Consider the following 24293-nt stretch of genomic DNA (forward strand, 5'->3'; position numbering starts at 1 on the left):
GGTGAGCGGGCAGCGGCCGGTCAGCCGGCCTTGCGCGGCAGCGTTCGCGGGGCGAGCGCGGCGTCGTACGCCGAGACCCGGAAGAACTCGCCCTCGGCGTCGTACGCGTGGAGGAGCCCCGTACTGCCTGCCGCGAGCACCTCGCCGGGACCGGACGACGGCACCGGCTGCCGGACCTGCACGATCGTGGTCGAGCCGTCGGCCGCCGAAACCTCCGCCTGCCCGAAGTCGGCACCGACGGACCCCGTGCGGATCGTGCAGACCTGCCCCAGGAAGTCCTGCCGCGATGGAGGAGGTTCCGCCGGGAAGTACCGGCGGAAGTGGCGTACGAGCATGCGGACGACCCCCCAGGCGAGCAGCAGCGCCCCCGCAAGGACGGCGACATGGAGCAGGGAGCGGGCGGTGCCGGTGACACCGCTGCGCTGTACCAGGACCGAACCCGTGAGGCCGGTGAACCAGGCGATGACGACGGCGAGCGATGCGGACACGGCGACCGGTACCCCGCCGACGCCTGCCGCGTCGGCGTCGAGGTCGCTGTCGAAGGAGTCCGTTCCGGTGGCCCCGACCAGCACCAGCAGCCAGAAGCAGACGACGACGACCAGGGCGGCTCCGAGGACGACGGCCGGAAAGGTCAGTGCCGCGGAAAGAATTTCGGTCATCCGGTTCACCCCCTGCGACGCTGCGCGCCTCTGTCGGCCAGGGAGGGGCGGGGTACGACGGGGCCCCGGCGCCGCGACACCGCGAACGGCACCGCAGCAGCCGGGTCTTCTCCCCGTGTCCCCCGTGTTTCCCCCGCAACCCCGTGCTTCCCCCGTGTGTTGCTGAACAGATCGTGCCGGTCGGGGCCCTTTCCCCGCATTGCCGGAATCCGGCAGTCTTTACGAGATCCTGATGCCGGGCACCGGCACCCGGCCGTGTGCGTTGGAGGGGTGTCGGCGCCGGTCGGCGCCGTGACGCAGGGGAACGCAGGAGGAGTGAGCCGTGGCAGAGCCGGAGATCCCCGAGGAGTTCCTGGGGGACCACGCCCGCGTGCTGGGCGAGATCGCGGACACCGGCCGCCGACTCACCCGTGACGAGCTGGAGGCCCGCCGGGCGCTGGGCCGTGAGGCGGCGGAGGCCGGGTACCAGCTGCGCGCCCTGGTGAATCTGCATCTGGCGGCCACCCGCACCGCGTGGCCGCGCACCGCGATCGGGTCCGGTGCGGTCACCGATGCCGTGCTGGCCGCGGTGGAACAGGCGGTCGACGCCTTCGCGGAGGGCTTCGAGCGGGCGCAGCGGCTCACCGTACGGCGCGAGGAAGCTGCGCGGCGGGAGTTCATCGACGACCTGCTGTACGGGCGCAGCGACCTGGGCAGGCTCGCGGAGCGCGCCACGCGCTTCGGGCTGCGGCTCTCGCGGGCGCACGCCGTCGCCGTGGCGACGGGGCCGGAGGCGTACACCGAGACCGACGCCGTGTCCCGGAGTGTGGAGACGGCGCTGCTCACCCGCTTCAGCGGCCGGAAGATCCTGCTCACCACGAAGGACGGGCGCCTCGTCTGCATCGCCCCCGGCAGTCAGCCGGACGTCCTGAGGTACTTCGCCAAGCAGGCGCACGCCGCGACGGACGGCGGCCAGGTCGCGGTCGGGCGCGCGCACCGGGGTCCCGGCGGCGTCGTCCACTCGTACGACGAGGCGCTCGAGGCCCTCGATCTGGCGCAGCGGATGGGGCTCGACGAGCCGGTGCTGTACGCCACGGACCTGTTGGTCTACCCGGTGCTGACGCGGGACCGGCAGGCGATGGCCGACCTGGTGCGCAGCGAGCTCGGCCCGCTCCAGGAGGCACGGGGCGGCGCGGAACCGCTGCTGCGGACGCTGTCCGTGTATTTCGACGCGGGATGTGTCGCCGCCGAGACGGCCCGCCGGCTGGCGCTGAGCGTGCGCGCCCTGACGTACCGGCTTGAGCGCATACACCAGTTGACCGGTTCCGATCCGTCCGATCCGATGCACCGCTACACGCTTCAGACCGCGGTGATCGGGGCCCGGCTGCTGGACTGGCCGGCGAAGGAGCTCTGAGGCGGCGAGGGTGGCCCTGTCCCCCGGGGGTGCCCCGCGGATCAGGGCCACGGGGCACCCCCGCTCCCCGTCTCAGTCGGCGTCGCGCCCTGCGTGCTCCGGGGTGAGGTCGTCGTGCGAGGGCATGGGCCCGCTGCTCGCCACGACCGGTGCCGGCCGCTTCGCCTTGCCGGCCAGCTTCGCCTGAAGCAGGGAGGCGACCGGTTCGGTCCAGCGGGCGGTGAGCGGTCCGACGATCACCAGGATCAGCACGTACGCGGTGGCGATGGGCCCGATCCGCGGTTCCGTCGCCACGGCCAGACCGGCGATGACGATCGAGAACTCGCCGCGCGCGACCAGCGTGCCCCCCGCGCGCCAACGGCCCCGCGGACCGATTCCGGCGCGCCGCGACGCGTACCAGCCGGTGCCGATCTTGGTGAAGACCGTGACGATCGCCAGCAGGGCCGCCGGAAGCAGCACGGGAGGGATGTCCGCCGGATCGGTGGACAGACCGAAGAACACGAAGAAGACGGCGGCGAACAGGTCGCGCAGCGGCGTCAGCAGCTTGCGCGCACCCTCGGCGACCTCGCCCGACAGGGCGATACCCACGAGGAAGGCGCCGACGGCCGCGGACACCTGCAACTGCTGCGCCACACCGGCCACCAGGACCGTGAGCCCGAGGACGACGAGCAGCAGCATCTCCGGATTGTCGGAGGACACCGCACGGCTGATGAGCCGCCCGTGCCGCAGCGCCAGGTACAGCACGAACCCGACGGTCCCGAGTGCGATCAGCAGGGCGATGCTGCCACCTGCCAGACCGACCCCGGCCAGCATCGCCGTGAGCAGCGGCAGATAGACGGCCATGGCGAGGTCCTCGATGACGAGGACACCGAGGATGACGGGCGTCTCGCGGTTACCGAGGCGCCCCATGTCGGTCATCACCTTGGCGATCACCCCTGACGACGAGATCCAGGTGACCCCGGCCAGCGCGACGGCCCCCACGGGTCCCCACCCGAGCATCAGACCGGCGATCGCCCCGGGCGTCGCGTTGAGCACGAAGTCGACGGCCCCGGACGGGTACTGAGTCTTGAGGCTGGTGACGAGTTCGGACGCGCTGTACTCGAGCCCGAGCAGGAGCAGCAGCAGGATGACGCCTATCTCCGCCCCGATGGCGGTGAACTCCTCACTGGCGCCGAGCGGCAGCAGGCCGCCTTCCCCGAAGGCCAGCCCGGCCAGCAGATAGAGCGGAATCGGCGAGAGGCCCATCCGCCCGGCGAAGCGGCCGATGATGCCGAGCCCGAGAATGACGGAGCCGAGCTCTATGAGCAGTGCGGTCGTGTCGTGCACGGTCAGCCCTCCGCAATGATCTCGGAGAGCGTGTCGACGCCCTCACGGGTGCCTACGACGACGAGCGTGTCCCCGATGGCCAGCCGGAAGTCCGGGCCGGGCGACGGATGCGCACTGTGGGTGCGCAGGACGGCCACGATCGACGCGCCCGTCCGGGTCCGCGCCCTGGTCTCTCCGAGCACCCGCCCGCCGTACGGGGAGCGGGTCCCGAGCGGAATGTGCTCGGTGACGAGATCTATTCCCTCGGTCCGTACGGCGTCGATCGGCGCGGCATCGATCAGATGCGCGAGCCCGGTGGCCTCAGCGGTGGTCAGGGGCACGGAGAGCAGGCACGCATCAGGATCGTCCTTGTCGTAGAACCCGAGGAAGCGCCGCCCGTCGAGGTGTACGACCACGGAGATGTGCTGTCCGGACTCGGTGGTGTAGTCGTACTGGACGCCGACTCCTGGCAGCGATGTTCGGTGGGTTCCCATGGCTTCCTCCCGAGGAGCGCGGCGGTTCGGCGATGCGTCTTGGTGATCCTTTTAGCTTTCCATTACCTTATCCGGCGACGAAAACCGGCCATGTGGCAGCAGGTGGGGCGCTGTCGGAGCGGCGTGATAGATCTCCGGGCATGGCTGACTTCAAGGACTTCAACTTCAAGCTGCTGGTCATCGAGAAGCTCATGTACGTGGACAGAACACTCGTACCGGCGTACAGCATCGACGAGCGGATGCGCGCCAGAGGCATCGAGGACGTGCAGATCCACGTGTTCGACAACGACCTGGCGTTCACGGTGCTCGACGAGTCCCGCGCCTTCTTCGAGGAGCTGGAGATCAGCGACGAGCTGCTCGCGAGCGTGGACACGCTGCTCATCGACGGCGGGCACCAGGTGTACGGCGAGTGCTCCCCGGTCTGGGACGGCGAGGACGACCTGTTCGACGTCCGGTCGCTCGACGACCTGGCCCTGCTGCCGAACCTCGAGCGCATCACCTGCATAGCCGAGCTGCGGGTCCCCGGCGCACCGGAGATCCTCGCGGCCCGTGGGATCGCCGTGGACTGACGCCGTGCTCCCCGCCGATTGAAAGGGCCCGGCGGTGAAGGATCGCCGCCGGGCCCGAGGGAGCGGGGGTGCGTCAGTCCGTGACCTCGATCTTGTTGTTCGTGTGCTGGGGGGCGGCCGGCGCCGGCACGGACCCCGAGCCGCCGACCTTGCCCTTCAGGTTCTGCAGCAGCGCGCCCAGGTCGACGCCCGTGGTCGAGCTCAGCAGTTCCATGCCCTGGGCCACGTTGTCCGTGACCGTGCGGGACAGCTGGCTGGCGCCGTCCGTCGAGATGACCGTCAGCTTGTCGATTGCGCTGAGCGGCTCGGCCGCCTTGGCGACGACCTGCGGGAGCACCTCGACCAGCATCTGGAGCACGGCCGCGTCGCCGTACCGGGCGAAGGCGTCGGCCTTCTTCTGCATGGCCTCGGCCTCGGCGGAGCCCTTGGCGGCGATGGCGGCGGCCTCGGCCTCGCCCTCGATGCGTACGGCGTCGGCGAGGGCCGAGCGGTGGAGCTTCTCACCCTGACCGGTCAGGCGGGAGCGCTCCGCGTCGGCTTCGGCCTCCTTGACCTGGGCGATGCGGCGAGCCTCGGCCTCCTGCTCCGCCCGGTAGCGGGCGGCGTCGGCGGGCTTGCGGACCTTGGTGTCGAGCTCGCGGTCGGTCAGGGCCGCCTGGCGCTGGGCGACCTTCTCCTGCTCGGCGAGGACCTCCTGCTGGCGGGCCGCCTCGGCGAGGGGGCCGGCGGCGTCGGCCTTGGCGGTGGCGGCTGCCGTCTCGGCCTTGATCTCGGCCTGCTTGAGGTAGAACGTCCGCTCGGCGATGGCGATCTCCTCGGCCGCCTTCAGCCGGGCCTGCTCCGAGGCGCGCCGGGCGATGGCCTCGGCGATGTCGGCCTCCTGCTTGGCGCGGGCGGCCTCGGGGCGTCCGAGGTCCTCCAGGTAGGAACCCTCGGTGGTGATGTCCTGGATCTGGAAGGCGTCCAGGATCAGGCCCTGGCCGGAGAGGCTGGCCTCGGCCTCCTCGGCGACCTGGCCGGCGAAGGCGGCGCGGTCGCGGATGATGTCCTCGACCGACATCCGGCCGACGATCGCACGCAGGGCACCGGAGAGCACTTCCTGGGTGAAGCCGACGATGCCGTTCTGCTGCTGGAGGAAGCGCTGGGCGGCGGCGCGGATCGCGTCCTCGCTGCCGCCGACCTTGACGATCGCGACGCCTTCGAGGTTGGACTTCACGCCGCGCAGGGTGACGGCTCCGCGTACGGCGACGGGGATGTGCCGGCTGGAGAGGTCCAGGGTGAACTTCTGCTGGACGAACGGCACGACGAAGACACCGCCGCCGACGACGACCTTCTGGCCGCTGTTGTCGATGCTGGTACGGCCGGTCACCGGGTCGGTCGACTTCTTGCCGCGGCGGCCCGTGATGATGAAGGCCTGGCTGGGTCCCGCGACCTTGTAGCGGGTGATGACCGCGAGGCCGAGGAGCACGACGAGAACGACTATGCCGAAGACGGCGATCACTACTGGACTCATGAGAAGGATCCCCCCTGCCCCCCGACGGGGTGGCAGCTCGTTCAGCTGGTGGACAGACGTGTGGCGAGGCGGCGGTCAGCGCTCGACGGGGCGGACCGTGACCGAGGTGGTCGAGAGGGTGGCCTCCACCCAGATCTCGGCGCCTCGTTCGACCGGTACCTCGCTCTTCGCGGAGAACTTCACGGTCTGGCCCGCGAGTCGCAGCAGGACCTCGCCGTAGCCGTCGGCCGGGATCGGGGTCACGACGGATCCGGAGGTGCCCACGAGGTCCTCGCCGCGCGGTGTGGCCGTGGTCTGATCCCGCATCAGGGCCCTGCTCAGCCTCCAGGTCAGCCAGGCTGCGACGAGCCCCGCCGCGGCACCGGCGGCGAGGGCCACCGGGGTGCCCGCGCCGGTGGTGCCGAGGACGATCGCGCCACCGAAGCCGAGCATGGAGACGAAGCCGGCGATGACGGGCAGGGAGAGCAGGCCGTCGAAGAAGCCGTTCAGCAGCCCGCCCAGCGCGTCGCCGAGGAGCCCTTCGAGGATCCCGTCGAAGATCAGGGAGAGCGTGAGAAGAGCGATTCCCGCAATGCCGAGACCGAGAAATATGGTCACGTGATCACTCCCCCGGCTTTCGATTTCCCCCGAAATGTTTCCGTCGAACTGGCTGAATGATCCCATACACCACCGGCCAGGGATACTGCCGGAGTCCGGCAGTCTTTACGCGGTTTTGATGCCGGAAAGGTGCCCGGCGAGCGTGTCCAGCGACTGGAACGTGGCGCCGAGCAGGGCGACATGCTTCCAGCGCAGTACACCGTCGGGCCCGATCAGGAACACGGAACGCCGTACTCCGATGCCCGGCGCCGCGACCCCGTACGCCCGGGCGATGTCCCGTCCCGTGTCGGCCAGGAGCGGCATGCGCAACTGGTGGGTGCGGGCGAAGGACTCGTGACTGTCCACACCCTGTGGACTGATTCCCCAGACCTCGGCGTCGAGGCCCTCGAAGGTCTCGAGGCCGGAGGAGTAGGAGCAGAGCTGCTTGGTGCAGACGGCCGTGTTGTCGCCGGGGTAGAAGGCGAGGACGACAGCCCGGCCGCGTGCGGCGGAGAGCGTGTAGTCGCGCCGCTCGAAGGTGTCCTCGGCCAGTATTCCGCCGGGAAGCGTGAAGTCCTGGACGTTCTGGCCGATTTGGGGTCCTGATGCCATGACGGCAACTCCTTCGGTCCGGTGCGTGAGTGGGTCCGTGCCTCGTGCAGTGAACGGTACTTTCCACGTATCGACACGTTCGACCCATCCTCGCGCCGCCCGGCACCGAATATGGGAGGAGTGGGCGGGCACGGGCTCCGCACCCCGACCCGGAGGTACGCGTGGCCGAACGACCGCCGTCCGCAGCCGTGCTCGTCCTGCACGGCGGGTACGAGACGGGTCTGGCGCCGCCCCCGCTCGGCGTCATGAACCTGCCCGGCCTGCGGATGCTCCCGATCGCCCGCGCCGTCGCCCGGGCCGTCCGCCCCGCCGCCGGTGTACGCGTCCGCCGGGTGCGCTACACCCACCGCGGCTGGAACGGCGCCCGCCAGGACCCGATGCGCGACGTCGTGCGGGAGCTGGACGCCCTGCGGCGCGAGGCGGGCGACATCCCCGTGGTCCTCCTGGGCCACTCCATGGGTGCGCGTGCCGCTCTGCACGCCGCCGGCCACCCGCTGGTCCGCTCGGTGGTGGGCCTCGCCCCGTGGTGCCCGCCGGGGGATCCGGTCACGCAGCTCGCGGGGCGTGACGTCGTCCTGCTCCACAGCACCCGGGACCGCGTGACGAGCCCTCAGGCCACCCAGTCCCTCACGGCCCGGGCCCGCCGTGCGGGTGCCCGCACCTGCCTGGTCACCATCCGGGACAGCGACCACGCGATGCTCCGGCGCGCACCGTCCTGGCACCGCCTGACGGCCGATCTGGTCAGGGGGGTGCTGGGAATCGGGCCGCTTCCCGACGCGGTCACCGCCGCGCTGGAACTGCCGGTGGACGCATCGGCGGCCGACGGGACCATGGCGCTGGACAGTCTCCCCGCCGGACCCGGCCGGCGGCCGGTACGGGGAATGCCGCGCACCTGAGAACAGCCATCAGGCGAAGCGTGCGGGACGGCGCAGGCCCTGGTTCCGGCGCCCGTTGTCGGTGGCGGGTGCGAGGATCGGCGCCATGGAACCTCTGCTCCTCGCCGACATCGAAGCCGCCATCCGCAGCAGTTGGGACGCGGACACGACCACGCCCGAGCACCGGCCCCGGTGGGACCCGGACAACCCGGCGCGGGACCAGTGCGGGGTCACCGCCCTCGTGGTCAACGACCTGCTCGGCGGCGAGCTGATCAGGGGCGAGGTGTCGGTCGACGGAGAGCAGGTCGACTTCCACTGGTGGAACAGGCTGGGCCTGGGCATCGAGATCGACCTCACCCGGGAGCAGTTCGGACCGCACGAGGTCGTCACCGGGGGCACGGTGATCGACCGGCCGGCGGAGATCGTACGGCTCCGCGAGGAGTACGAGACGCTGCGCGGCCGGGTGCTGGAGCGGCTGCGCGGGCGGATACGGGTGGGTTCCGGCCGGTCGGTGTGATCGGTCAGCCGAGTTCGAGGCTGGTGATGCCGTACAGGCCCGCCCGGTCTGTTTCCGGTACCGGCCCGGCGTACATGCGGGCCGTGCCGAACGACGGGGCCAGGCCGAGCTGTTCCGCGAGGCGTACGGCCGCCGGGTTGATGTCGGGGACGTCGATCGCGACGGCGGTGTCCTGAGCGGTTGCCGTGAGCGCGCTCACGAGGGCGCCGGCCACCTCGGGGGAGTCGGCGTGGAGCGGCCCGATGCGCGAGGCGGCCCGGCAGGCGCGCAGCACGGCGAAGCCCACGAGTGAACCGTCGCGGATCGCGGCGAGCGCCGTGCGCCGGGGCGCAGTGATCCAGGAGGCCAGGAAACTGTCGCGCGCTTCGGGGAAGAAGCGCCGGTCGTACGTGCTGAGCAGGCCGAAGGGGAGCGTCCGGGCGTCGACGAGTGTGACACCGGCAGGCGGTGCGACGTCCGGGGGCACCACTCCTTCGTAACGCGCGTTGCTCCAGGCTGTGTGGAATCCGGACCTGCGGTAGTTGTCCTGCTGAGCGGGTACGCCGTCGAGCCCGACGCTGCGCCCGGAGAGCCGGGCCAGGCCGGCGCGCCAGACCTGGGTCCCGTACCCCCGGCCACGCAGCGACGGCCGGGTCAGGTAGAAGCCGAGAAAGCCGAAGCAGGCGCCGTAGCGCACGACGGAGACTGACGTGACGGGCTCGCCGTCGAGCCGGCCGATCAGGAAGCCGCACGGATCGGCGGCGAAGAAGGCCCGGTCGTCGGTGAGGCCGGGGTTCCAGCCCTCGTCATGGGCCCAGTCCCCCAGCATTCCGACGTCATCGGCGCTCGCGGTGGTGATCTCGAATGTCGGCACGGATCACATGTACCCGGTACGGGACCCGTTGGCTCGGACGAGGAGGAAGAACGCCGCGGTCGCCGCACCGACGAACGCCCCCGCGGCCGTCTGCGCCACCGAGTGGTAGCGCAGCGCCACCCGCGACCAGCACACGGCGACCGCCGGTACGCAGGCGGTCAGCCACCACGGGGAGTGCACCACGCAGAGCAGGGCCACCACGGCCGAGGCGACCGCCGAGTCCACCGAGATCTTCCAGACCGTGTTGACGGCCAGCAGTACGGTCGTCATGGCCCACAGGGAGATCATCGCGATCAGGATGCCCGTGGGGGCACCGCCGAGGACCATGATCAGCGAACCGGCGCCGAGGGAGCCGAGGATCACGAGGAAGATGGGCGCACGCTGGGTCCGGTCCACGACATGGCGGTCGCCCCAGGTGCCGCGGCTGCGCTCCCACTCCACGTACCCGGCGGGGACGAGTCCGGCACAGAGCGCGCCGAGGAGGCCCCAGGGCAGCCCGGTCCAGTCACCGGCGGACGCGAGTCCGATGGCGAGCATGCCGGCGAGCAGGACGTTGCGGGGCTGGAGGACGTCCGTGACCGTGCGGGCCGCCGTCGTGGTCCTGCTGGTGGTGCTCATGCCGTGTTCTCCGGGGCTCCGCGGGCTCCGCCGGCAACCGTGATGCCGGTGGCCGGGCGTGACTGTAGCCCTTCACGACGGGGGATGCGTGAAGGGCTACTCCTTCAGTATGACCGCTGGCAGGTCGGCGGACAACTGACCGGCCGGTCAGTCGCGTTGGGGCATTCGAGGGAATCCTCGCAGCGCCCCGGGAGCGGTCCGGGCGGCGCCACGGTGCGGGTGAGGCGCCACGAAGCGGGGAAATCTATTCCAGTGGTGATAGACATGATCTACCCGTACACCTAGGGTTTCTTATGCAGCCGGGCCATATCAGTGGGTCGGCGCGCAGCAGATGAGGTACAGATGCCCCCGGAGACCCCCTCGCACGGCACGGATCGTTTCGCCGACGACGACTACCCCGCGTACACGATGGGGCGGGCCGCGGAGATGATCGGTGCGACACCGGGTTTCCTCAGGGCCATCGGCGAGGCCCGCCTGATCACGCCCCTGCGCTCGGAGGGCGGCCACCGCCGCTACTCCCGCTACCAGCTGCGTATCGCCGCCCGCGCTCGCGAGCTGGTGGACGGCGGCACCCCGATCGACGCCGCCTGCCGCATCGTCATCCTGGAGGACCAGCTCGAGGAGGCCCTGCGCCTCAACGAGGAACTGCGGAGGCCCGTGGTGGGCGGGAACGCCGCCGATTCCTGACCGGCGGGCAGGTGTATATCTGTTTTCGCCAGCACAGAAATACGCGCAATGAGCGGTGAAGGTTTATACCGTGCGCAGTGGAGTGGTGCCGGAGTGATATGGCGTACAGCCCGCACCTGCCCAAATCGTGCTACTGTTGATCTCAGTTGCAGTTGTGGTTCCCAAAACTTCAAGTGCTCTCGCCGGTTCACTCGGGTGGGTGCACTTTTGTATTTCCGGTTTCTTCCGGACGGGGCAATCATTTGCGGCGACGTGGCTCGCACAGTGCGGGACACGGGCAACGCCCCGAAGGAGATATGACATGGCTACTGGCACCGTGAAGTGGTTCAACGCGGAAAAGGGTTTCGGCTTCATCGAGCAGGAGGGTGGCGGCGCTGACGTCTTCGCCCACTACTCGAACATCGCCGCCCAGGGCTTCCGCGAGCTGCAGGAAGGCCAGAAGGTGAACTTCGACGTCACGCAGGGCCAGAAGGGCCCGCAGGCGGAGAACATCACCCCCGCCTGATCACCTCAGGCGTATGGCGCAGCTGGGGCCCGCACCTTGGGGTGCGGGCCCCAGCTCGTTGTTGTTTCCCGGCACTGTGACCCCGGCGTCGTCGCCGCGGTAGGCCCAGTACGTGAATTTCTGGTGCACACGGGTCGTGCCGGAGCAGTCCCCTTTGCAGTCATGCCGAAGCGCCGCGTACAGCTGATTAACGGCGGACGGGCTTCGTTCTTCATCATTTCATCGGCTCGTTCTTGCGATTCTTGGCGCCGTACTTGGCTGCAGCCGCCCGGAAAAAGAATCCCTCGATACGTGCCATTCGAGGGAAGGGTTCTCCATTGAACCGCGATCGCACAGCTCGCACGAACGACCGATTTTCTCGCACCCGCTCCGGCGGGTCCCAGAGCGGCCGCACGGCCAACGGATTCCGCTCGGCGGCATCCAGCCGGCAGGGTGGCTCCGGCTCCCAGGGCCGCTCCGGCGGCGGACGCTCCGGAGGCTACGGCCGCCGGTCCTCCTCCGTCTCGGGTGAGTTCGCCCTTCCGGTGACCATCACCCCGGCGCTTCCCGCCGCCGAGACGTTCGGCGACCTGGACATGCCCGCGCCCCTGCTGGCGGCGCTCGGCTCCGAGGGCATGACGGTGCCGTTCCCCATCCAGGCGGCGACCCTGCCGAACTCGCTCGCCGGGCGTGACGTCCTCGGCCGCGGCCGCACCGGGTCGGGCAAGACGCTCGCCTTCGGCCTCGCCCTGCTGGCCCGTACCGCGGGCAACCGCGCCGACGCGCGCCGCCCGCTGGCCCTGGTCCTCGTTCCCACCCGGGAGCTGGCCCAGCAGGTCACCGACGCGCTGACCCCGTACGCACGCTCCCTCAAGCTCCGGCTGGCCACGGTCGTCGGCGGTATGTCGATCGGCCGCCAGGCCAGCGCCCTGCGTGGCGGTGCCGAAGTCGTCGTGGCGACCCCGGGCCGGCTGAAGGACCTCATCGAGCGCGGCGACTGCAAGCTCGACCGCGTCGCCATCACCGTCCTCGACGAGGCCGACCAGATGGCCGACATGGGCTTCATGCCCCAGGTCACCGAGCTGCTCGACCAGGTGAACCCCGAGGGCCAGCGGATGCTGTTCTCGGCCACCCTCGACCGCAACGTGGACCTCCTGGTCCGCCGCTACCTGCACGACCCGGTCGTCCACTCGGTCGACCCCGCGGCCGGTGCGGTGACGACGATGGAGCACCACGTGCTCTACGTACAGGGCTCCGACAAGTACGCCACGACCACCGAGATCGCGGCCCGCGAGGGCCGGGTGATCATGTTCCTGGACACCAAGCACGCGGTGGACAAGCTCACCGACCACCTGCTGAACAGCGGTGTACGGGCTGCCGCCCTGCACGGCGGCAAGTCGCAGCCGCAGCGCACCCGCACCCTGGACCGGTTCAAGACCGGCCACGTCACGGTGCTGGTCGCCACGAACGTCGCGGCACGCGGCATCCACGTCGACAACCTCGACCTCGTCGTCAACGTGGACCCGCCGAGCGACCACAAGGACTACCTGCACCGCGGTGGCCGTACCGCCCGTGCCGGGGAGTCCGGCAGTGTCGTCACGCTGGTGCTGCCCAACCAGCGCCGCGAGATGACCCGTCTGATGGCCGATGCGGGAATCACCCCGCAGGTCGCCCAGGTCCGCTCCGGCGAGGCCGAGCTCAGCCGCATCACCGGGGCGCAGGCGCCCTCGGGCGTCCCCGTGACCATCTCCGCGCCGCTGACGGAGCGGGGCAAGGGCAACGGCTCCTCCTCGCGCCGGCGCGGCAGCAGGCCCCCGCAGGGCCGCCGCTCCAACACCAGCACCGCGAACCCCGAGGCGCGTGCGGCTGCCGCGCTGCGTCGGTCCGACCGGGCCGCCTAGACCGGACCGTCAGTCCCTTCCCGGCTTTCTCTTCGACCCTGTTGAGGCACTATGCGCTGTGTCATCGCCCGCTTCCCCTTCGATCTGTTCAAGAACGAGGTGGAGGATTCGATGAAGGGCATCAAGCCCGAACCCGTCACCGGTGACGCGGTGGTCATCAGCCGCCGCGTCTACCCCGTCAAGCAGGTGGGGGAAGTGATCACCCGGCAGGACCGCCGCGACTTCAGCGCCGCCGAGGTGACCAGGGCGCTGGCGCGCCTGGGCTTCACCTGCCGTCCGGCCGAGGTGCCCGCCCCCGCGGTGCCCCTCACCGCGCTGGAGAACGCGTCCGCCATGCTCGGAACGCCCGGCAACGTCTGAACCGGCCCGTCCGGTGAGAACCGCACCCCCTGGGCCCGTCCGGGCCCAGGGGGTGCGGTGCGTCAGGAGGCCGCCGGATCCGGGTTCCGCTTCTTCGCCCAGTCGAGCCGGGGCTCCACCACGTACCGGAAGACCCGCCGTACGGGCGGGCTGCACAGCAGCGTGACGACGGCCGCAGCGGCGAGTGACACCGCGATCCGGCCCGGCGGGGTGGAGACGACGTCGGCTTCGAAGAGGTCGAGGTGGATGGCCCCCTTGATGACGAAGCCGTGCAGCAGGTAGCCGTACAGCGTGCCCGCGCCGAGCGCCGTCATCCACAGCCGGCGGCTCGGCACCCAGGCCAGGAAGCAGGCGCTGAGCACGACGGCGCAGCCGAACAGGAGCAGGGTCACCGGAGCACCCGTCCAGGCGGGCGAGCCGAGCTGCTCGGCGCCGTACCGCCGGAAGAACCACGAGGTCGTCGTGCGCGGGACAGCCCAGTACGCCGCGGCCAGGGCGATCAGGCAGACCGGCACGGAGGCGATCCGCACGGCGCGGCTGCGCACCAGGTCGAAGTGCGCGGGCCGGAGCCGCAGGCCGAGTACGTAGAACGGCAGGAACTGCAGGACGCGCTGGAGCTGCAGATCACCGCCGATGTTGCTGGTCACCGCCCCCATGGCCGCGACGGCCAGGGACAACGCCAGGGGCCACCGGACCGTCTGCCAGATCGGCGTGGTGAGACGCCACAGGAACAGCGCGGGCAGGAACCACAGCAGCCAGTACGGCGTGAGGGGGCTCAGCGGGAAGTCCGGGGTCCCCGTGAGGCGCTCGAACAGTGTGTACGCGATCTCGAAGACCGCGTAGGGCACGACCAGGCTGGTGACGAGCTTCCACACCCGCTCGGGACGCAGGTCGAAGCTGCGGGAGAAGTAGCCGGCGATCATGATGAAGACCGGCATGTGGAAGGTGTAGACGAAGGTGTAGAGCGTCTCGACCAGGCGGCCGCTCCCGGGCATCGGCTCCCACGCGTGCCCCATCGCCACGAGGACGATCGCCAGGTACTTCGCGTTGTCGAAGTACGGATCGCGGCCGGCCCGGGGCGCGGCCGGGGGCGTGGCCCCCGGGGAGGCCGGGCCCGGAGTCAGTGAGGTCAAGGACGGCATCCGGCCACCCTAATCACCCGCGCAACCGCCCCGGGCCACGTGCCGATGCCCGTCAGGGGACCAGGATCACCTTGCCGGTCGTCCTGCGTGCCAGCAGGTCCTCGTGGGCGCGGCCGGCCTCGGCGAGCGGGTAGCTGCCGCCGGCCACGGGCCTGAGCCGTCCCGCGGCGGCGAGGGCGAAGAGTTCCTTGACCGGCCCGGAGACGGCGCCGTGCACCGCCAGGGTGGGACGCAGCCAGAATCCGACCACGGAGGCGTTGAGCCGGCCGAGCCTGGCGGGGTCCACCGGGGTGAAGCCGGTGCGGGACGCGTTGCCGTAGGTCACCAGGCGGCCGAAGGACGCCAGCGAGGCCAGTGCCTGGTCGAAGAGTTCGCCACCGGCGGCGTCCAGGACGACGTCCGCCTTCTCCTGGAGGGGGTAGCTGATCACCGCGTCCGCGCCGAGGTCCAGCACGAGCCGCTCCTTGGCCGGGGAGGAGACCTGGGCGAGCACCCGGCCCGCGCCGAACTCCTTGGCCAGCTGGACGGCGAGGCTGCCCACACCGCCCGCGGCGGAGTGGACGACGACGGTCTCGCCGGTACGCAGCCGGGCCGAGGTGCGCAGCAGATGCCAGGCCGTGAGTCCCTGCACGAGCAGGGCGAGTGCCTCGGCGGCGCCCAGCCCCTCGGGCATGTCCAGCACGGCGGACTCCTTGGCGACCACTTGCTCCGCGTACCCGCGCGAAACCCGGGCCAGGACCCGCCTGCCGTCCGGAGTACGGCCGACGACCTCGCTGCCCGGTACGTACGGAAGGGCGTCGGCCGTCAGGTAGGAGCCGTCCACCTGGTGGGTGTCCGCGAAATTCACCCCGGCGGCCTCGACGGTGATCAGCACCTCGCCGGGGCCCGGTACGGGGGTGGCCAGCTGGGTGGGCCGGAGGACTTCGGGACCGCCGAAGCGGTCGAACTGGATGGCGAGCATGTCGCACGGTATCGCGGTGGACCGGCGGGGCGGGGCGTCAGGGAAGCGGCTTTCAGCCACCTTCGGAGGACGGGACAGAAAACGGAACATCCGGTTTGTTAGAGTGGTCACTCTGAGTGGCTTCCTGATTGCGCCGCATGGGCAGCCGCTCCGCAACCATCGGAACCCCGTACTCACCGGAGCGCCAGGATGGCCAAGCAGGACCGCGCGGTACGCACGCGGCAGGAGCTGATCCGGTCGGCGGCCGAGGCCTTCGACCGGAGTGGGTTCGCTCCGTCGTCACTCACGGAGATCAGTGTCGGAGCCGGAGTCAGCAGCGGTGCGCTGCACTTCCACTTCGGCAGCAAGCGCGCGCTGGGCGCCGCCGTCGAGTCCGAGGCGGCCCGGATCCTCCAGGACATCCTCGCTCCGCACCCCTGCGAACGGCCCGCTTCGTTGCGGAATCTGGTCGACACCTCGCACGTCCTGGCCCGCCGGCTCGCCGAGGACGTCGTGCTGCGCGCCGGCTTCGGCCTCGCCGGGGACGCCGCCTGGCAGGAGGACGTCGCGCTGTGGAGGGTGTGGCACACCTGGGTCCGCTCCATGCTGACCCGCGCCCGCGCCGAAGGCGTCCTGGCGGCGGACGTCCTCATCGACGACCTGGCGTCCGCCGTGACCGCGGTGGTGGTGGGAGCGCAGGCCCTGGGCCGCGCGGACGCGGACTGGTCGCCGCGGCAGGCCGTCGACCGGTTCTGGAATCTGCTGCTGCCGCGGATCGGCACGGCCATGGTCCGGCCCTGACATGCCTGCGAGACTGCGGCCATGAGCGATCTCCTGAACGGCAAAGTCGTCCTCATCACCGGGGCGAGCAGTGGTATCGGCGCAGCCGCGGCACGCGTCTTCTCCCAGGAAGGCGCGACGGTGGTGCTCGCCGCGCGCAGAGAGGACCGGCTGGCCGCGTTGGCATCCGAATTGCGGGACAAAGGCGGCCAGGCGGCCCATGTCGTCTGTGATGTCACGGTGGCCGAGGACGCTGCCAGAGCAGTCGACTTCACGGTGAACACCTTCGGGCGCCTCGATTCCGCATTCAACAATGCGGGGCTCGGCGGCGACCGGACTCCGCTGCATCTGATGGGCGATGACGTCTACGACGCCGTCATGGACACGAATGTGCGGGGCGTCTGGAACTGTCTGCGCTACGAAATAGCTGCCATGCTGACGAACGGCGGGGCCTGCTCCATCGTGAACAACAGCAGTGTGGGCGGCCTGGTGGCCATTCCCGCCGCCGCACCGTACATAGCGGCCAAGCACGCGGTCGTCGGGCTCACCCGGGCCGCGGCCGACGAATACGCCAAGCAGGGAATCCGGGTCAACGCCGTGGCCCCCGGTACGACGCGCAGCGAGATCACCGCCGACTGGTTCGGGCGCAACCCGGGTCTGGAGGAGATGGTCAACGGCGCCACACCGCAGGGCCGTACGGCCGAGCCGGAGGAGATCGCGAACGCGGTCGCCTGGCTGCTCAGCGACCGCTGCCCGTTCCTCACGGGCACGGTCCTGCCGGTGGACGGCGGCTTCATCAACCAGTGAGCCGACGGCCTTCGGGCCTGTCAGCCGCACGGCCCGCTCAGCCGGCCCCGGAACACGGTCTGCCCGTCCTGCGTCCCCGTGACCAGAACGGCGGACTGCCCGGGGCCGGGGGCGGGTACGACCTCCGCCTCGATCCAGCAGGGCCGGTCGAACTCGACGTACCGCACGAAGGCACTGGCGACGGCGGTGGGTTCGAAGGGGAGGGGGTGCAGCACGGCCTGCGCGGCCTGGTGGGCAGCTTCCGTGAGGACGAGCCCGGGTACGTGGTCGACCGGGTGGTCGTACAGGAGGAAGTTCTCGGTGTCGTTGCGCAGTTGCCATTGGTCCGGCCGCTCGCCCGGTGCCAGGACCACATCCGTGCCGCTCGTCCGGCCGACGGTCCCGGGGTCTATCGGCGCGGGCAGGGGCCATTCGCTCCAGCCTGCCGTGGGGTTCTCGCCGCGAAGTCGGCGATAGGCGGCAGGAGATATCCAGCCGAACTCCGAATCGGCCCGCGCCACCACGGTGTTGTCCTGGAAGAGTTGTACATCCATCCCCAGGGAACTTACGGCCCGTCTGTTCTTCCTCGGTTCCGAGACGGAGATCTTGACACCGAGGGCGGACGGCCGGCCGGAGGGTACCCGGAATCCCGGGACGACCGTGAAGTCGAAGTAGTGCAGCAGGGTTTGATGCGACAGCGGAACGCCGTACGCTGCATGCGCTATGGCCAGGCCGCTCTGCCGGATGGTCTGCGTGAGTACCCGGGGGTCATAGCGCAGTCCGTCATCGGGAGAGGGCCACCGGGCGGTGAGCGAGAACTCGCCGTCTGCGAGGCGTCGCCATCCGGTGACGAAAACCGTGGCATCGCGGCCCAGGTGGACGTGTTCCTTGGGTACCCCGACCCGTACGTCGACGTGTGGCGGATGCGGGAAAGCAGGTACTTCTGGCACGGTCCCCCCGGACTCTTGCGCAAAGCGGGCCCCCGGCGCTGATATGATACCGGTTCACCGGTATTTTTCGACGGAGCGCAACGTCAAGTCAAGGGGAGCGCGAGTTGGCAAGACAGCAACGGGCGATCCGGACGCGCAGAGTCTTCCTCGAGGCCGCTGCCGAGGTCTTCGACGAGCACGGTTACGACGCCGCGACGATCGCCGCCATCCTCGAACGGGCAGGTCTCACGAGGGGCGCGCTGTACTTCCACTTCACCTCGAAGGAAGAGCTGGCCCGCGGCGTCCTCGAAGAGGCGGTGACCGCGGAGGGCGTCACACCCCAGACGTTCAAGCTGCAGGAATGGGTGGACACGGCGCTTCTGCTCGCCTATCGGCTGCCCAGAGAACCCATGCTCAGCGCGTCGATCCGGCTGTCCGTCGACCCTCGGGCGCGTGGTCTGTTCGGCACCCGCTGGCCGGACTGGATCGCCCTGGGCAGTGAGATGCTCGTCGAGGCCAAGGAGCGGGGCGAGCTGCTTCCGCACGTCGATCCGGTCATGACGTCGCGGCTGTTCGTCGGGGCATGGACCGGGGTCCAGCTGGTGACCGAGTCGATGGCGGAGCCACCCGATCTGGTCGCCGAGATCTCCGCCCTCTTCGAGCTCATCCTTCCCAACAACGCCGTTCCCGGTGTGCTGGCCCGGCTGGACATCTCCCCGCACCGGGCGCAGCGTCTCCTCGAGGAGAGCAGGACGGCCGCCGCGTCCTGACCAGGCGTTCCGGCTTCACCCGACTGGGTGCCGCGCGACTGCGAAGTGGCTGGTCAGGGGGCAGGGTGGCCCTATGTGGCTTCGTCGAACAGCCCTGGGCGCCATGGTGGTGCCGCTGACCGTCCTGGTGTTCCGGGATGCGCCGGTGCGGCTTGTCGCGCCCGAGCCGACCACCGCCAAGCCCGAGACGCCGCCCGCCGCGGCCCCGCAGCCGACGATCGTCAGCCGGACAGCCTGGCACGCGGACGAGAGCCTGGTCAAGGAGCACGCCACGTACACGGGTGCGGTCAACGCGGTCTTCGTCCACCACACCAACCACACCAATTACTACGACTGCGCCGATGCCCCCAGGATGCTCCGGGCGATGGAGGAGGACCATGTCTCAGGCGAGGGCTGGGACGACATCGGCTACAACTTCGTCGTCGACCGCTGCGGGACCATTTACGAGGGCAGGGCCGGCGGAGTCGGACGGTCCGTACGCGGCGCGCACACCACGGGCTTCAACGCCCACAGCGTAGGGATCGCGGCCCTGGGGAACTTCGGGCCCGGGGTGCCGGTACCGCTGGCTCTCATCGAGGGGATCGCGAAGGTGGGCGCGTGGAAGCTGCGCAGGGGCATCGACCCGATGGGCACCGTACGGATGGTCTCGACGAACGACGAGAGCCTGTACGAGCGGGGTGAGGTGGTCCGCCTCCACGCCGTGTCCGGCCACCGGGACACCTACCAGACCAGCTGCCCCGGCGAGGAGCTGTACGCGCAACTGCCCGCGATTCGCGAGGAGATGGCCAGGCTGCGGGCACCGCGCGCGTGATGCCCGGTCCCCGCGTCCCGATCCGATCCGTACGAGGTACCCCTAGCGCGCCACGAACTGCGTCAGGATCGCCTGCACTTCGTAGATGTCGACGCCCTTGGTGAAGGTCTTCTGGATCGGCACGGAGGTGCCGGAGACCCAGATCTTGAGCTCGGCGTCGAGGTCGAACGTGCCGGCCGTCTCCACCGCGAAGTGCGTGATGCTGCGGTACGGGACGGAGTGGTACTCGACCTTCTTGCCCGTGATCCCCTGCTTGTCGACGAGGAGCAGCCTGCGGTCGGTGAACAGAATCGTGTCGCGGATCAGCAGGTACGCGGCGTGTATCTGCTCGCCCTGGCCGAGCAGCCGTGCGTAGTCCCGCTGTGCCGCGGCCGGGTCGACCGTGTGAGCGTTGCCGAACAGTGCCATGCGAAAGCCTCCACCCGAGTGAATGTGCGGGCGTTGAACGCGTCGAAGCCCATCAAAAAGTATATCGGCGGCTTATCTGTACGTGCCCTTGAAAGCTTTCGGAGCACAGCGGAGGAATACCGTCATGCCGGCATCACCCCTCGCCAAGCGGCCCGTCGAATCGGCGCTCGCCCTTCTGCTGATTCTGCTGAGCGTGCTGGGCCTGGCGGGCCGCAGCGCCGCCGAGACGCCGGCGGCCCGGGTCGCCCCGGCCCAGGCAGCCCCCGCCCAGGCGGTCACCGTCCGGGCAGCCACCGTGCAGACTTTCGCCGCTCCGGCCTTCGTCACGGGCACCGACTGGGACCGCATCGCCGAGTGCGAGAGCAACGGCCGATGGAACATCAACACCGGCAACGGCTACCACGGGGGCCTGCAGTTCGCACCCTCGACCTGGCGGGCGTACGGGGGCGGGCAGTACGCGCCGCGCGCCGACCTCGCCTCCCGGTCCGAACAGATCGCCGTCGGTGAACGCGTCGCCCGTTCGCAGGGGCTGTCCGCCTGGCCCACCTGCGGACGCCTCGGCGCCAACCGGTCGTCGACTCCGCAGTCCGGCAGCACCGCCCAGCGGAACGAGACGGCGCAGGCCACCCCGAACCGGCAGTCGAGCGGCAGTTCGAGCAACTCGCAGAGCCATTCCCCCAAGGCGTCCGAAGCCCATGAAGCCGGCGGAGCCACCGAAACCGTGGAGGCCGCTGAGGCCGTCGACTCCCACGATCTCGCCGGTGAGCGGAGCTACGTCGTCGAGCCGGGTGACTGCCTCTCCGTCATCGCCGAGCGTGCGGACGTACCCGGTGGCACCGACGCGCTGTACGCGATCAACAGCGACATGCTCGACGAGGGACCGGACCTCATCTACCCCGGTCAGCGTCTCCGGCTGACCATCTGAGCCAGGCATGCCCGGCTCGTGGTGCGGGTCATCGGCCGGAGACGGCAGTGTCCCCGTGGGTACGGGCGGCCCTACCCGAACTCGCTGCCCCGGTCTCCTCCGCCTCGGCCACGTACGCCGTGCACTCGGGATTCCGGCACGGACCCGGACCCCATACGGGGACGAAGATTCCGAGAGTCTTGTGTCGCTTCAGCTCCGTCTCGACGTGGTGCTTGCAGGCCGGACACGCGTGCTCCGCCTGTCGTTCGTGCTTGCGCTCGATTCTGGCCATGCTTTTACGGTAGCCCTACAGCGGACAAGTCGAAACTTTTCCGTAGTTTTTACTTCAATCTTCCGGAGTGCTTGTCCCCTTCTGAGGCCCGTACAGCTGAATCAGCCGCTCACGGGTTCCGTACAGCCGCTCCGCGACCGTCTCGGCGACGTACTTGTACACCGCACGGCCCAGTTCCGCGTCGCCCTCGCACAGGGCACGGACGGCTGCCGCGTCGAACTCCACCGCCCGTCCCGCATGAACGACATGCGCGCCCATGTGCCACACATGGGGAGGAAAGAGCCACGACCAGCCGAGGAGGTCGTCCCGGCCCAACGTCTCGACGACCGCCGCACGCCGCCCGGGCACCCGGAGGTCGATCTCGACCCGGCCGGACCGGATGATCCAGAAGCGGTCGGCCCGACGGCCCTCTTCGAAGACGCGTGCGTCCAGCACCAGGGGAACCTCGTGCGACGCCCCGGCGAGCAGGCGAGCCCGGCTCTCGGACGGGAGCGCGTCCAGCAGACTCCTGGTCTTCGGCATGAGGGCCTCGCTCCTGTGAGACGTCATGACGGCCGCGAGGCCACCAGTACGCCGATCCTGTCGATGCGGTGTTCGGGATTGTCCCTGTCGTCCCGCCAGAAGTTGCCCGCCGCGTTGTCCTCGGGCGTGGCGCAGGTGGAGAGCGTGATCATCGCCTTCGTCGGGTTCTCCCCCGGGGAACCGGGAACCTCGGCACGCTGCTCGGCGAGGGAGCGCTCGGACCGGAAGGAGGTCGTCCTGGACTCGGTGATCCGGTACTCGTACACCGTGCCACCCTCCGTGACGAAGACGGAGTCGCCCTTGCCCACGGACGGGAGCTCGCGCAGGGGGCCGCCCGCGGAGAGCCGGTGAGCCGTCACGAGATAGTTGCCGACCTCGCCCGGGCCCACGCCGCCGTCCTTGCCGTACGGGCTGGCCGCGACGCCGCGGTTCTGGATGCGGGTCCCCGGCCAGTCGTCCGTCGTCCCCTCGTACGGGACCACACGCAGAGCGGTGAGGCCGATCGACGGGATGGAGAGCGTCGCGGTCTCGGTCCGCGGATCGGTGCGGTCGGCCGGTGGCTGCGCCGGGGCTGTGGTCGGTGCCGGTGCGGCCGGCGCTGCGGCCAGGACGGGGGCCGGTGCTGTGGCCTGTCCGGCCGTCGCTGCCGAGCAGCCTGCGGCCAGGGCCACGAGTACCGCGCCCGCGAGCGCCCGGGGAACTCTTCGGAGACTGTGCATGGGGAGATCCGGATCGGTTGTCGGCAGGTGCCGGAGCGGACCGCGGTCCACGACCCGCTCCTCCCAGTACACCACCGCTTCCCGGTCGGGCGCTCCTGCCGGGTCCCGCTCAGCCGGGCTCCGGGGCCGCGAGCAGGTCGCGCACCTCCTCCGCGGTCGTCTCCCGGAGCTCTTCCCCGACGAGCAGCCAGCGGGTGATGCCGACCGATTCCAGGAAGGCCAGATCGTGGCCGGCGATCACGAGCGCTCCCTCGTAGGCGTCGAGCGCGCTCGACAGCTGCCGCACGCTTGCCATGTCCAGGTTGTTGGTCGGCTCGTCGAGCATCAGCAGCTGAGGGGCGGGCGAGGCGAGCATCGTCGCCGCGAGCGCGGCACGGAAGCGTTCGCCGCCCGAGAGTGTGCCCGCCGGCTGTTCGGCGCGCGCCCCCTTGAAGAGGAACCGTGCGAGCTGGGCGCGGATGTGGTTGTCGGTGATCCCCGGAGCCAGCCGGGCCACGTTCGCCGCGACGCTCAGCTCGTCGTCGAGCACATCGAGGCGCTGGGGGAGGAAGCGCAGCGGTACGAAGGTCCTGACCTCGCCCGACAGCGGTGCGAGCTCCCCGGTGAGGGTCCGAAGCAGCGTCGTCTTGCCCGCGCCGTTGCGTCCGACCAGGGCGATGCGTTCGGGCCCCTTCAGCTGGAGCTCGCCGTCGCGCAGCGCGCCGAACCGCGGGTGCAGCCCGCGCAGGCTCAGGACGGTGCGGCCCACGGGGACGGCGGTGTGGGGGAGGCTCACCCGGATCTCGGCGTCGTCTCGGATGGCGTCCGCGGCCTCGTCGAGCCGCTCGCGGGCCTCCTGCAGGCGGTCCTCGTGGAGGCCGCGCAGCTTGCCCGCCGACTCCTGCGCGGACCGCTTGTGTGCCCCGGCGACGATGCGCGGGGCCCGCCGCTCGGCGTCCATCTTCTTGTTGTGGCGCTGCCGGCGGGCCACCTTGATCCGGGTCTCCTCCAGCTCGCGCTTCTGACGGCGCACGTCCGACTCGGCGGACCGCAGCATGCGTCCCGCCGCTTCCTGCTGGGTGGCCACCGCCTCCTCGTAGTCGGACCAGCCGCCTCCGTACCAGCTCACGGATCCGGACCGCAGCTCGGCGATGCGGTCGACACGTTCCAGCAGGTCGCGGTCGTGGCTGACCACGACGAGCACGCCGGAGCGCCAGGACTCGACGGCTTCGTAGAGCCTGCGGCGCGCGAACAGGTCGAGGTTGTTGGTCGGTTCGTCGAGCAGCAGGACGTCGGGGCGCTCCAGCAGCAGGGCTGCCAGGCGCAGCAGTACGGTCTCGCCTCCGGACAGCTCCCCGACCGTGCGGTCGAGGTCGATGCCGCCGAGTCCGAGCGAGCCCAGGGTCGCCAGGGCCCGTTCCTCGACGTCCCAGTCGTCGCCGACGGCCTCGAAGTGCTCATCGGCGACGTCGCCGGACTCGATGGCGCGCAGCGCCGCGCGCCGCTCGGCGACGCCGAGGGCCGCGTCCACGCGTAGCCCCGTGTCGAGGGTGAGGTTCTGCGGAAGGTAGGCGAGGCTGCCCCCCACCGTCACCGAGCCCTGGGCGGGGCGCAGCCGTCCGGCCAGCAGACGCAGCAGGGTGGACTTGCCGGAGCCGTTGCCGCCGATGAGGCCGGTGCGGCCCCGGCCGATGCTGAGGGAGAGCCCGTCGAGGACCTCCGTGCCGTCGGGCCAGCGGAAGGACAGGGCCGAGCAGGTGAGGGAAGCCGTGGGCGTGAGGGGGTGGGACATGGTGATCCTCGCAGTCGCAAGCACAGGAACAGGGGCTTCGTATGCGAGCACCACGCGGCGACCGGGCCATGGGAAGAGGGGTGCGGTCCTCCGGAGTGCGGGG

Annotated in this window: 28 protein-coding genes and 2 pseudogenes; 13 read left to right on the top strand and 17 right to left on the bottom strand. The window is 70.5% G+C overall.

All coding sequences use genetic code 11. The features are described 5' to 3' along the window. Nucleotides 1–20 precede the first annotated feature (20 nt). The gene (locus tag OG844_RS27445; protein WP_406393851.1) at nt 21–659 is read right to left on the bottom strand and encodes a hypothetical protein; all 639 of its coding nucleotides are present in this window, start codon (nt 657–659) and stop codon (nt 21–23) included. Nucleotides 660–981: 322 nt separating this feature from the next. Here OG844_RS27445 and OG844_RS27450 point away from each other — a divergent pair, with 322 nt between their 5' ends. Next, the gene (locus OG844_RS27450) at nt 982–2052 is read left to right on the top strand and encodes a PucR family transcriptional regulator (RefSeq protein ID WP_406393852.1); all 1071 of its coding nucleotides are present in this window, start codon (nt 982–984) and stop codon (nt 2050–2052) included. 72 nt (nt 2053–2124) lie between these two features. Here the strand turns inward: OG844_RS27450 and OG844_RS27455 are convergent, their stop codons facing one another. Next, nucleotides 2125–3378, bottom strand: coding sequence for a cation:proton antiporter (locus tag OG844_RS27455; protein WP_406393854.1), 1254 nt, complete (start codon nt 3376–3378; stop codon nt 2125–2127). Nucleotides 3379–3380: 2 nt separating this feature from the next. Continuing rightward, complete coding sequence (locus OG844_RS27460; RefSeq protein WP_406393855.1) at nt 3381–3851, bottom strand: cation:proton antiporter regulatory subunit; 471 nt, start codon at nt 3849–3851, stop codon at nt 3381–3383. A gap of 140 nt (nt 3852–3991) precedes the next feature. On the opposite strand from OG844_RS27460, the gene OG844_RS27465 reads away from it, so the two are divergent. Then, the gene (locus OG844_RS27465) at nt 3992–4420 is read left to right on the top strand and encodes a DUF6892 domain-containing protein (protein ID WP_406393857.1); all 429 of its coding nucleotides are present in this window, start codon (nt 3992–3994) and stop codon (nt 4418–4420) included. 73 nt (nt 4421–4493) lie between these two features. Here the strand turns inward: OG844_RS27465 and OG844_RS27470 are convergent, their stop codons facing one another. The 3 genes from OG844_RS27470 to OG844_RS27480 all read right to left on the bottom strand — a co-directional run bounded on the left by OG844_RS27470 (nt 4494) and on the right by OG844_RS27480 (nt 7121). Beyond that, complete coding sequence (locus OG844_RS27470) at nt 4494–5933, bottom strand: flotillin family protein (RefSeq protein WP_406393858.1); 1440 nt, start codon at nt 5931–5933, stop codon at nt 4494–4496. Nucleotides 5934–6008: 75 nt separating this feature from the next. After that, nucleotides 6009–6530, bottom strand: coding sequence for a hypothetical protein (locus OG844_RS27475; RefSeq protein WP_406393860.1), 522 nt, complete (start codon nt 6528–6530; stop codon nt 6009–6011). Between the two features lie 105 nt (nt 6531–6635). Beyond that, the gene (locus OG844_RS27480; RefSeq protein WP_406393861.1) at nt 6636–7121 is read right to left on the bottom strand and encodes a peroxiredoxin; all 486 of its coding nucleotides are present in this window, start codon (nt 7119–7121) and stop codon (nt 6636–6638) included. Between the two features lie 161 nt (nt 7122–7282). Between OG844_RS27480 and OG844_RS27485 the strand changes: the two genes are divergently transcribed. Together OG844_RS27485 and OG844_RS27490 are read left to right on the top strand one after the other, a co-directional pair. Further along, entirely contained in the window at nt 7283–8017 is a 735-nt protein-coding gene (locus OG844_RS27485; protein ID WP_406393863.1) for an alpha/beta fold hydrolase, read from the top strand. A gap of 85 nt (nt 8018–8102) precedes the next feature. Then, nucleotides 8103–8513, top strand: a complete 411-nt coding sequence (locus OG844_RS27490) for a hypothetical protein (RefSeq protein ID WP_406393864.1) — start codon at nt 8103–8105, stop codon at nt 8511–8513. 4 nt (nt 8514–8517) lie between these two features. Here the strand turns inward: OG844_RS27490 and OG844_RS27495 are convergent, their stop codons facing one another. Both OG844_RS27495 and OG844_RS27500 read right to left on the bottom strand, forming a co-directional pair. Then, nucleotides 8518–9366 carry a GNAT family N-acetyltransferase gene (locus tag OG844_RS27495; protein ID WP_406393866.1) on the bottom strand — a complete coding sequence of 283 codons (849 nt, stop codon included), beginning with the start codon at nt 9364–9366 and terminating at the stop codon, nt 8518–8520. A 3-nt stretch (nt 9367–9369) separates the two neighbouring features. Continuing rightward, on the bottom strand, nt 9370–9984 hold the full coding sequence (locus OG844_RS27500; RefSeq protein ID WP_406393868.1) for a hypothetical protein: 615 nt from the start codon (nt 9982–9984) through the stop codon (nt 9370–9372). Nucleotides 9985–10326: 342 nt separating this feature from the next. On the opposite strand from OG844_RS27500, the gene OG844_RS27505 reads away from it, so the two are divergent. From OG844_RS27505 to OG844_RS27520, 4 genes are all read left to right on the top strand, one after another. Then, nucleotides 10327–10671 carry a MerR family transcriptional regulator gene (locus OG844_RS27505; protein WP_406393870.1) on the top strand — a complete coding sequence of 115 codons (345 nt, stop codon included), beginning with the start codon at nt 10327–10329 and terminating at the stop codon, nt 10669–10671. Nucleotides 10672–10972: 301 nt separating this feature from the next. After that, a complete protein-coding gene (locus OG844_RS27510; RefSeq protein WP_031090619.1) occupies nt 10973–11176 on the top strand; it encodes a cold-shock protein in 204 nt (67 codons plus the stop codon). A gap of 317 nt (nt 11177–11493) precedes the next feature. Further along, nucleotides 11494–13056: a DEAD/DEAH box helicase gene (locus OG844_RS27515; protein WP_406393873.1), complete on the top strand. Its 1563-nt coding sequence runs from the start codon at nt 11494–11496 to the stop codon at nt 13054–13056. Nucleotides 13057–13107: 51 nt separating this feature from the next. Further along, nucleotides 13108–13416 carry an SCO5918 family protein gene (locus tag OG844_RS27520; RefSeq protein WP_329209320.1) on the top strand — a complete coding sequence of 103 codons (309 nt, stop codon included), beginning with the start codon at nt 13108–13110 and terminating at the stop codon, nt 13414–13416. Between the two features lie 62 nt (nt 13417–13478). Here the strand turns inward: OG844_RS27520 and OG844_RS27525 are convergent, their stop codons facing one another. Both OG844_RS27525 and OG844_RS27530 read right to left on the bottom strand, forming a co-directional pair. Further along, complete coding sequence (locus OG844_RS27525) at nt 13479–14558, bottom strand: acyltransferase family protein (protein ID WP_406393874.1); 1080 nt, start codon at nt 14556–14558, stop codon at nt 13479–13481. Nucleotides 14559–14610: 52 nt separating this feature from the next. Next, nucleotides 14611–15519 (bottom strand): zinc-binding alcohol dehydrogenase family protein, encoded by a 909-nt coding sequence (locus OG844_RS27530; RefSeq protein ID WP_406393876.1) that lies wholly within the window; start codon nt 15517–15519, stop codon nt 14611–14613. Nucleotides 15520–15708: 189 nt separating this feature from the next. Here OG844_RS27530 and OG844_RS27535 point away from each other — a divergent pair, with 189 nt between their 5' ends. After that, nucleotides 15709–16299, top strand: coding sequence for a ScbR family autoregulator-binding transcription factor (locus OG844_RS27535; protein ID WP_406393878.1), 591 nt, complete (start codon nt 15709–15711; stop codon nt 16297–16299). 21 nt (nt 16300–16320) lie between these two features. Beyond that, nucleotides 16321–17085, top strand: a complete 765-nt coding sequence (locus OG844_RS27540; protein ID WP_406393879.1) for a glucose 1-dehydrogenase — start codon at nt 16321–16323, stop codon at nt 17083–17085. Nucleotides 17086–17105: 20 nt separating this feature from the next. Here OG844_RS27540 and OG844_RS27545 read toward each other — a convergent pair whose 3' ends face one another. Further along, the gene (locus tag OG844_RS27545; protein WP_406393880.1) at nt 17106–18014 is read right to left on the bottom strand and encodes a ScbA/BarX family gamma-butyrolactone biosynthesis protein; all 909 of its coding nucleotides are present in this window, start codon (nt 18012–18014) and stop codon (nt 17106–17108) included. Between the two features lie 104 nt (nt 18015–18118). Between OG844_RS27545 and OG844_RS27550 the strand changes: the two genes are divergently transcribed. Beyond that, complete coding sequence (locus tag OG844_RS27550; RefSeq protein ID WP_406393882.1) at nt 18119–18763, top strand: ScbR family autoregulator-binding transcription factor; 645 nt, start codon at nt 18119–18121, stop codon at nt 18761–18763. A gap of 73 nt (nt 18764–18836) precedes the next feature. Beyond that, nucleotides 18837–19574 carry a peptidoglycan recognition protein gene (locus OG844_RS27555; protein WP_406393883.1) on the top strand — a complete coding sequence of 246 codons (738 nt, stop codon included), beginning with the start codon at nt 18837–18839 and terminating at the stop codon, nt 19572–19574. A 42-nt stretch (nt 19575–19616) separates the two neighbouring features. Here the strand turns inward: OG844_RS27555 and OG844_RS27560 are convergent, their stop codons facing one another. After that, nucleotides 19617–19982 (bottom strand): PH domain-containing protein, encoded by a 366-nt coding sequence (locus tag OG844_RS27560; RefSeq protein WP_406393885.1) that lies wholly within the window; start codon nt 19980–19982, stop codon nt 19617–19619. Between the two features lie 124 nt (nt 19983–20106). Between OG844_RS27560 and OG844_RS27565 the strand changes: the two genes are divergently transcribed. Next, nucleotides 20107–20907, top strand: coding sequence for a transglycosylase family protein (locus OG844_RS27565; RefSeq protein WP_406393887.1), 801 nt, complete (start codon nt 20107–20109; stop codon nt 20905–20907). Between the two features lie 28 nt (nt 20908–20935). Here the strand turns inward: OG844_RS27565 and OG844_RS27570 are convergent, their stop codons facing one another. The 5 genes and pseudogenes from OG844_RS27570 to OG844_RS27590 all read right to left on the bottom strand — a co-directional run. Beyond that, on the bottom strand, nt 20936–21178 hold the full coding sequence (locus tag OG844_RS27570; protein WP_406393889.1) for a hypothetical protein: 243 nt from the start codon (nt 21176–21178) through the stop codon (nt 20936–20938). Nucleotides 21179–21232: 54 nt separating this feature from the next. Continuing rightward, nucleotides 21233–21700 carry a cyclic nucleotide-binding domain-containing protein gene (locus tag OG844_RS27575; RefSeq protein ID WP_406393890.1) on the bottom strand — a complete coding sequence of 156 codons (468 nt, stop codon included), beginning with the start codon at nt 21698–21700 and terminating at the stop codon, nt 21233–21235. A 23-nt stretch (nt 21701–21723) separates the two neighbouring features. Beyond that, a complete protein-coding gene (locus OG844_RS27580; RefSeq protein ID WP_406393891.1) occupies nt 21724–22419 on the bottom strand; it encodes a class E sortase in 696 nt (231 codons plus the stop codon). A gap of 294 nt (nt 22420–22713) precedes the next feature. After that, nucleotides 22714–23455 (bottom strand): annotated as a pseudogene (locus OG844_RS27585) (ATP-binding cassette domain-containing protein); the annotation flags it as partial. Between the two features lie 135 nt (nt 23456–23590). Beyond that, a pseudogene (locus OG844_RS27590) lies at nt 23591–24190 on the bottom strand (ATP-binding cassette domain-containing protein); the annotation flags it as partial. Nucleotides 24191–24293: the final 103 nt, after the last annotated feature.

The sequence above is a fragment of the Streptomyces sp. NBC_00887 genome, from assembly GCF_045207585.1.

What these genes read in the sequence shown, in the direction of transcription:
- OG844_RS27480 (WP_406393861.1), bottom strand. Translation starts at nt 7,121, where the DNA reads ATGGCATCAGGACCCCAAATCGGCCAGAACGTCCAGGACTTCACGCTT.
- OG844_RS27580 (WP_406393891.1), bottom strand. Translation starts at nt 22,419, where the DNA reads ATGCACAGTCTCCGAAGAGTTCCCCGGGCGCTCGCGGGCGCGGTACTC.
- OG844_RS27565 (WP_406393887.1), top strand. Translation starts at nt 20,107, where the DNA reads ATGCCGGCATCACCCCTCGCCAAGCGGCCCGTCGAATCGGCGCTCGCC.
- OG844_RS27535 (WP_406393878.1), top strand. Translation starts at nt 15,709, where the DNA reads ATGGCCAAGCAGGACCGCGCGGTACGCACGCGGCAGGAGCTGATCCGG.
- OG844_RS27570 (WP_406393889.1), bottom strand. Translation starts at nt 21,178, where the DNA reads ATGGCCAGAATCGAGCGCAAGCACGAACGACAGGCGGAGCACGCGTGT.
- OG844_RS27520 (WP_329209320.1), top strand. Translation starts at nt 13,108, where the DNA reads ATGCGCTGTGTCATCGCCCGCTTCCCCTTCGATCTGTTCAAGAACGAG.
- OG844_RS27460 (WP_406393855.1), bottom strand. Translation starts at nt 3,851, where the DNA reads ATGGGAACCCACCGAACATCGCTGCCAGGAGTCGGCGTCCAGTACGAC.
- OG844_RS27540 (WP_406393879.1), top strand. Translation starts at nt 16,321, where the DNA reads ATGAGCGATCTCCTGAACGGCAAAGTCGTCCTCATCACCGGGGCGAGC.
- OG844_RS27560 (WP_406393885.1), bottom strand. Translation starts at nt 19,982, where the DNA reads ATGGCACTGTTCGGCAACGCTCACACGGTCGACCCGGCCGCGGCACAG.
- OG844_RS27465 (WP_406393857.1), top strand. Translation starts at nt 3,992, where the DNA reads ATGGCTGACTTCAAGGACTTCAACTTCAAGCTGCTGGTCATCGAGAAG.
- OG844_RS27575 (WP_406393890.1), bottom strand. Translation starts at nt 21,700, where the DNA reads ATGCCGAAGACCAGGAGTCTGCTGGACGCGCTCCCGTCCGAGAGCCGG.
- OG844_RS27490 (WP_406393864.1), top strand. Translation starts at nt 8,103, where the DNA reads ATGGAACCTCTGCTCCTCGCCGACATCGAAGCCGCCATCCGCAGCAGT.
- OG844_RS27555 (WP_406393883.1), top strand. Translation starts at nt 18,837, where the DNA reads ATGTGGCTTCGTCGAACAGCCCTGGGCGCCATGGTGGTGCCGCTGACC.
- OG844_RS27525 (WP_406393874.1), bottom strand. Translation starts at nt 14,558, where the DNA reads ATGCCGTCCTTGACCTCACTGACTCCGGGCCCGGCCTCCCCGGGGGCC.
- OG844_RS27445 (WP_406393851.1), bottom strand. Translation starts at nt 659, where the DNA reads ATGACCGAAATTCTTTCCGCGGCACTGACCTTTCCGGCCGTCGTCCTC.
- OG844_RS27530 (WP_406393876.1), bottom strand. Translation starts at nt 15,519, where the DNA reads ATGCTCGCCATCCAGTTCGACCGCTTCGGCGGTCCCGAAGTCCTCCGG.
- OG844_RS27500 (WP_406393868.1), bottom strand. Translation starts at nt 9,984, where the DNA reads ATGAGCACCACCAGCAGGACCACGACGGCGGCCCGCACGGTCACGGAC.
- OG844_RS27510 (WP_031090619.1), top strand. Translation starts at nt 10,973, where the DNA reads ATGGCTACTGGCACCGTGAAGTGGTTCAACGCGGAAAAGGGTTTCGGC.
- OG844_RS27470 (WP_406393858.1), bottom strand. Translation starts at nt 5,933, where the DNA reads ATGAGTCCAGTAGTGATCGCCGTCTTCGGCATAGTCGTTCTCGTCGTG.
- OG844_RS27505 (WP_406393870.1), top strand. Translation starts at nt 10,327, where the DNA reads ATGCCCCCGGAGACCCCCTCGCACGGCACGGATCGTTTCGCCGACGAC.